At 28.0% G+C, this 6,249-nt stretch carries 6 protein-coding genes; 5 read left to right on the forward strand and 1 reads right to left on the reverse strand.

The window, feature by feature from the left end; genetic code table 11:
• Nucleotides 1–8 precede the first annotated feature (8 nt).
• The 3 genes from hemL to B3630_RS05450 all read left to right on the forward strand — a co-directional run bounded on the left by hemL (nt 9) and on the right by B3630_RS05450 (nt 3,566).
• Complete coding sequence (hemL, locus tag B3630_RS05440; protein WP_346896218.1) at nt 9–1,283, forward strand: glutamate-1-semialdehyde 2,1-aminomutase; 1,275 nt, start codon at nt 9–11, stop codon at nt 1,281–1,283.
• 269 nt (nt 1,284–1,552) lie between these two features.
• Nucleotides 1,553–2,998: a Na+/H+ antiporter NhaC gene (gene nhaC / locus B3630_RS05445; protein WP_346896220.1), complete on the forward strand. Its 1,446-nt coding sequence runs from the start codon at nt 1,553–1,555 to the stop codon at nt 2,996–2,998.
• Nucleotides 2,999–3,122: 124 nt separating this feature from the next.
• The gene (locus B3630_RS05450) at nt 3,123–3,566 is read left to right on the forward strand and encodes a hypothetical protein (protein ID WP_346896222.1); all 444 of its coding nucleotides are present in this window, start codon (nt 3,123–3,125) and stop codon (nt 3,564–3,566) included.
• Between the two features lie 86 nt (nt 3,567–3,652).
• On the opposite strand, the gene B3630_RS05455 is transcribed toward B3630_RS05450, so the two are convergent.
• On the reverse strand, nt 3,653–4,111 hold the full coding sequence (locus B3630_RS05455) for a hypothetical protein (RefSeq protein ID WP_346896224.1): 459 nt from the start codon (nt 4,109–4,111) through the stop codon (nt 3,653–3,655).
• A 271-nt stretch (nt 4,112–4,382) separates the two neighbouring features.
• Between B3630_RS05455 and B3630_RS05460 the strand changes: the two genes are divergently transcribed.
• Together B3630_RS05460 and B3630_RS05465 are read left to right on the forward strand one after the other, a co-directional pair.
• Entirely contained in the window at nt 4,383–5,621 is a 1,239-nt protein-coding gene (locus B3630_RS05460; protein ID WP_346896226.1) for a patatin-like phospholipase family protein, read from the forward strand.
• Nucleotides 5,622–5,745: 124 nt separating this feature from the next.
• The gene (locus tag B3630_RS05465; protein ID WP_035135753.1) at nt 5,746–6,201 is read left to right on the forward strand and encodes a CBS domain-containing protein; all 456 of its coding nucleotides are present in this window, start codon (nt 5,746–5,748) and stop codon (nt 6,199–6,201) included.
• The last annotated feature ends 48 nt before the right edge of the window (nt 6,202–6,249 follow it).

A 6,249-nucleotide genomic window follows, 5' to 3' on the forward strand; every position in this document is an offset into this window, starting at 1 on the left:
AAAGCTTAATGAACAATAAAACTATATTTGAAGAAAGCAAAAAGTATATTCCCGGAGGAGTTAATAGTCCAGTAAGAGCACTTAAGGATATGGGTATCACCCCTCCTATTATAAAATCTGGTATGGGTTCTAAAATATATGACGAAGAAAATAAAGAATACATAGATTTTGTTGGAGCTTGGGGACCTATGATTTTAGGGCATTGTAATTCTAGAGTTGTTGATGCTATAAAAAATACTTCAGAAACGGCTATAGCCTTTGGTGCACCAACAAAATTAGAATTAGACTTAGCAAAATTTTTATGTGAAACTGCCTCAATTGATATGATTAGGATGGTTAACTCTGGTACTGAAGCTACTATGAGTGCAATTAAATTAGCAAGAGGATATACTAAGAGAAATAAAATTGTTAAATTTGCCGGTTGTTATCACGGTCATTATGATGGATTTTTAGTAAGTGCAGGTTCTGGTGTTATGACTTGTGGCATACCTGGCAGTGCTGGTATACCTAAAGAACACATAGAGCATACAATTGTTGCTAATTATAACGACATAGATAATTTAAAAGAAATATTTACTGCTTATAGTAATGATATAGCATGTGTTATTATCGAACCTATTGCTGGAAATATGGGTGTTATTAAGCCTTCTGTGGAGTTCATGAAAAACTTAGATAAACTTTGCAAAGAAAATGGTGCTTTATTAATATTTGATGAAGTAATGTGTGGTTTCAGAATTGCATATAAGGGTGCAAGAGAGCTATTCCCGAATGTTAAACCTGATCTTATTACCTATGGTAAAATTATTGGAGGCGGCTTGCCTTGTGGTGCTTATGGCGGAAGACGAGAAATTATGGAACTCCTTGCTCCATTAGGCCCTGTGTATCAAGCAGGAACCATGTCAGGTAATCCTCTTGTTATGGCTGCTGGAATAGCAACAGTTAAAGAATTGTATGAAAAACAAGATATATATACCCATATAGAAACCATAGGAACAAGATTAGAAAATGGTATTAAAGAAATTTCAAAAGAAAAAAATATAAATGTAGTAGTTAATAGAGTTGGTGGGATGATGACTGTATTTTTTACAGATTTAAATGAAATTAATAATTACGATGATGCTAAAAGTTGTAATACAAATTTATTCAAAAAATATTTTATGCATATGTTAGACAATGGAATTAATTTGCCACCATCACAATTTGAAGCAATGTTCTTTTCAATTTCTCATAGCGAAGATGATATAAATAAATTTCTTACAGCCTATAAATCATTTAATATATAAATGTATAATTATAATATTTTTTATAACTCTGAGCACAAAAATTCTTTTGTGCTCTTTTTTAACGAGAATAAATTGAATATAATATTTCAATAAATTTCATAATCTAATAATAAAAGCTATTTAAATCAATATTTTTTCTCCGAAATGCATGATATTAAAAATTATTTTTTAATTCATAAATTTTCTGAATAGTATTGCAATTATAATTATACTGATATATAATTTATTTAATTATTAAAATTGGAATTTAATATAGGAGTGTGTTGTTAATGAAAGAAAAAAAACAAAAATCTAATAAGATAGCTCCCCCACCTAGAAAACCAAAAGTTTGGCAAGCCCTTATACCTATTTTAATTCTCATTGTTTCTCTATCTATTGCAATTATATTTTATGAATCAAGTCCACATATTCCTTTAATAATTGCAGCTGCAGCTGCAACTATCACAGCTTTATGTATTGGATTTAAATGGGAAGATCTTGAAAAAGGATTTATTGATACTATTCAAATGTCAATGCAAGCAATTATAATACTTATGATAATTGGAGTTTTAATTGGTGCTTGGATATTAAGTGGTACTGTACCAACAATGATTTATTACGGTCTTAAAATTTTATCTCCTGGTATATTCTTAGTAGCTACATGTATAATATGCGCTATAGTTTCATTAGCTACTGGAAGTTCGTGGACAACTGCTGGCACTGTAGGTATAGCACTTATGGGAGTTGGTATAGGCTTAGGAATCCCTACTCCGATGATAGCTGGTGCTATTATATCTGGTGCATATTTTGGAGATAAAATGTCCCCTCTTTCTGATACAACTAACTTAGCTCCTGCCATGGCTGGTTCTAATTTATTTGATCACATCAAGCACATGTTTTATACTACAACACCAAGTTTAATAATTTCTCTTATACTATTCGCTATCCTTGGAATGAAATATGCAGGTCAAGAATTAGATGTTTCTAAACTGAATATACTATTTGATGGTTTAAAAGCTTCTGGGGCAATTAACCCTATTCTATTACTACCTCCAATAATAGTAATAATACTTGTAATTAAAAAAATGCCTGCAATTCCTGGACTACTAATAGGTGTTGCTACAGGTGTACTTTTAGCAGTTTTAGTACAAGGCGCTAACTATGGAGATATAGTTAATGTTTTAAATGATGGATATGTAAGTGAAACTGGAATTGAAGTGGTAGATGAACTATTAACCCGTGGTGGACTACAAGGTATGATGTATACAGTTTCTTTGATTATGTGTGCTATGACCTTTGGTGGTGTAATGGAGAAGGCAGGATTCTTAAATGTAATTGCTGAAAAATTGCTTAAGTTAGCAGTTAACACAGGTTCCCTTGTACTAATTACTATAATCTCTTGCATAGTTATTAATATATTAGCTGGGGACCAATATTTATCTATAGTTATTTCAGGTAGAATGTATAAAGATGAATATGCTAAACGTGGCTTAGCACCTAAGAATTTATCTAGAGCTTTAGAAGATTCTGGAACATTAACATCACCATTTATTCCATGGAACACCTGTGGAGCATTTATGTCTACTACTCTTGGTGTTTCTTGTTTCTTATATGCACCATTCTGCTTCTTGAACTATATAAATCCTATAATATCAATAGTTTACGGATACACAGGATTCTCAATGGAAAAACTAGAAGACCCAGAAAAACTAGACAAACCAGTTATAAAAGCTTAGTATGGTTTGAAAAGGTCATATATTAAATGGCCTTTTTATCCTTTTAAAATATTTTCTAATGTGAATAATGTCAATACCACTTAGGCAATAATATAATGAATATTATTGCAAGGAGTTGATTTTCTTGGATAAAAAATATATAGTTAATAGTTTAAACGAATTATTACATGGCATATATATTGATATAAACACTTTTGAAGATTATATAAAGCACTCTAAAAATGAAAATGTTATTTCTCAAATATCTAAAGTTCGAAATGATTACCAAAAACATGCATATAGAATATGTAAAATAATAACTGATTTAGGTGGTAATCCTATAGAAATTGATAATTGTATTGATATAAATCCATATATTAATATTGATGCTACAGTTATTGACAGAGATCTTTTAAAAAAAACTTGTGAAGCTGCAAATAATGTATTAAATTTAGGGTGTAAATTAATATCAGATCCTAATTTTATTAATCGCGAAAGCTATACTACTATAAATTTAATGAATAAAGATTATCAAAAACATATTAATCATATTGAAAGATATGATTTATATAGTGGTAGTTTTCAATAAAAATCGTAAAATAATTTCAATACATTATACTTCCTAAAAATATTAAAATGCCCTATTAGTNNACTAATAGGGCATTTTAATATATATTATCTTTTTTTATTAATCTTTTTACCAATGATGTATCCTATTAAAAGTCCAGTTCCTAATGCAATAGCAGACTTTACTTTTTCAAATTTAATTTCAGCATCTGAAATAGGTTTTACATTGTTAATTATAACTGTATCCTGTTCTATAATATCTTCATTTGGATATATAAAAGCTCCTACTAAGCACAAATGGTTAAATCTTTCTTCTGAAAAATTATTTGATAAATCTTGAATAGTTTTCAAAAAATATTCTTTAGTCCACTTATTATCCTCTTCTAGTTTTGCTCCATCATGAATTTCAAACAATCCCTTAATGTTTTCTTTAGCATAATTTAATGCATTTATAATTTTTTCTGAATTTTCCGGTTCAACTCTTATGTATTCAATTAATGCTTTCCTAACTTCCTCAATACTATTGGATTTAACTGCTTCTTCTATTAAATTTAAACTTATTTCCATAACTAATCTCCTTCTCATCATGGTTATTATTGAAATCTTCCGACATTTTTAAATTACATCATTTAAAATAGTTTACTATACTATAATTCTATTGTTAGTATATACTAATTATATAGTTTTTTACATAAAAGTTCAACTTATAAATAGTAATTATTAGTATATATAATATAATCATTGTGATAATTATCAAATATAACTCATTTAGTATAATATAATATTAAGTAGAATTATATTTAAGTTAATTTTACTTGTCAAAGGGGTGTTATAACGCTTGAATAGTTACGGATTAGTATTAGGTGGTGGTGGTTCTAGGGGCGCTTATGAAGTTGGAGTGTGGAAAGCTTTGATAGAATTAAATATAGATATATGTTCAGTAGTTGGAACTTCTATTGGGGCTATTAATAGTGCTTTTATATGTAGCAATAATTATAATGATTTAGAAGAATTATGGCTATCAATAGATTTTTCAACTTGCTTCAATATTGATGATAATTTTTCTATAGATGAAAATCTATCATTTAAAAATCTTGCTAAATTGATGAAAAATATTATATCTAATAGAGGGTTAGATCATGCACCTTTAAAAAGATTACTACAACGCTATTTAAATGAAGATATAATAAGGAATTCACCTATAGATTTTGGTATTGTTACCCTTACTATGTTTCCCCTAAAACCTATAGAAATATTTAAGACCGATATTCCTTACGGAAAAATTATTGACTATATAATGGCAAGTTGCTCTCTACCTGGTCTAAAGCACATGGTTATTGATGGTGTCACTTTTGTTGATGGAGGTATGTATAATAATATTCCAACCAGCATGCTTTTAAATAGCCCTTGTTCTGCTATAATCCAAGTGGATATAGATGGACCTGGGTTCAGTCAAAAAATTAATAATATAAATGATATACCTATAATAGAAATAAAATGCAGTGAAAATCTTGGTCCAATTATTAGTTTTGATAGTGAAAGAATTAAAAGAAATATAAGTATAGGCTATTTAGATACATTAAAAACTTTTAAGCAATTAACAGGCCAAAACTATTATTTTTTCAAAGATGAGCTACCTAAGGGATTATTAGTAAATATTAATGTCATTGAGTTTAAACTTATAATGGATTCCTTAAGTTTTAACAATTCCATATATAGTCATTTAAAACTATTAAGAGCTATAAAAAAGATTGAAAACTTTTCAGGAATTATAACAAAAAGTCGTGTTAATATTATCATGGCTATGGAAATTACTGCAGAAATTTTAGAAATTGAAAGATGTAATATATATAGTTATGATGAACTTTTAAATAAAATTTTACAAAAAGTAAATATATACAAAGAAAATATGAATAGTAAGGAACTTTCACCAAAAGATTATTTAATTTTTAAAAATTGCAATCTTTTAGATACATCTAAATCCATAATAGCCTTTAGAAACACTTTAGCAATTACATTTCCTAAAGAATTTATTGCTCATATGTTTTTGTGTTTAATAAATTATAGAATCAACTGATAGCTTTACATGTTCTTAAATTATTAAAAACTTTACTCTCTTTTAGTCTGAAAACTATGTTATAATTAAAGTATAGCTTTTTAGTTTACTTATTGAATATTGATTTATTGGAGGATGATAAAATATGAACATTGCCTTTTTTCTAACTCCTAAAAGCGAAGTAATTTTTGAAAAGGTTAGTTCTACTATGCGAAGAGCAATGGAGAGAATGGAATATCATAGATATACTTCCATACCTTTAGTGGATGATAAAGGAAAATATGTAGGTACTTTAACAGAAGGTGATCTTCTTTGGAAATTAAAAAATTCTTCCGAATTAAGCTTAAAGGATACAGAAAATGTTTTAATAAAGGATATACCAAGACATTTTAAGGATAAACCCGTATCAATTAATTCTGATATTGAAAGTTTAATACTTGTTGCTAAATCACAAAATTTCGTTCCAGTAGTTGATGACTCAAATATATTCATCGGAATTATAAAAAGAGGAGATATAATATCATATTGTTATAAGAAATTATTTGAGGTAGATAATAGTGATGAGTTTAGCGAATTTAAAACCATGTCAAAAATAAGCTAATAATTATCACTTAAAATCGAGTAGGATCTGAATAATTATTTTATCCAG

Source organism: Clostridium sp. UBA7503, from assembly GCF_002477055.1.
Lineage (GTDB): Bacteria > Bacillota > Clostridia > Clostridiales > Clostridiaceae > Clostridium_J > Clostridium_J sulfidigenes.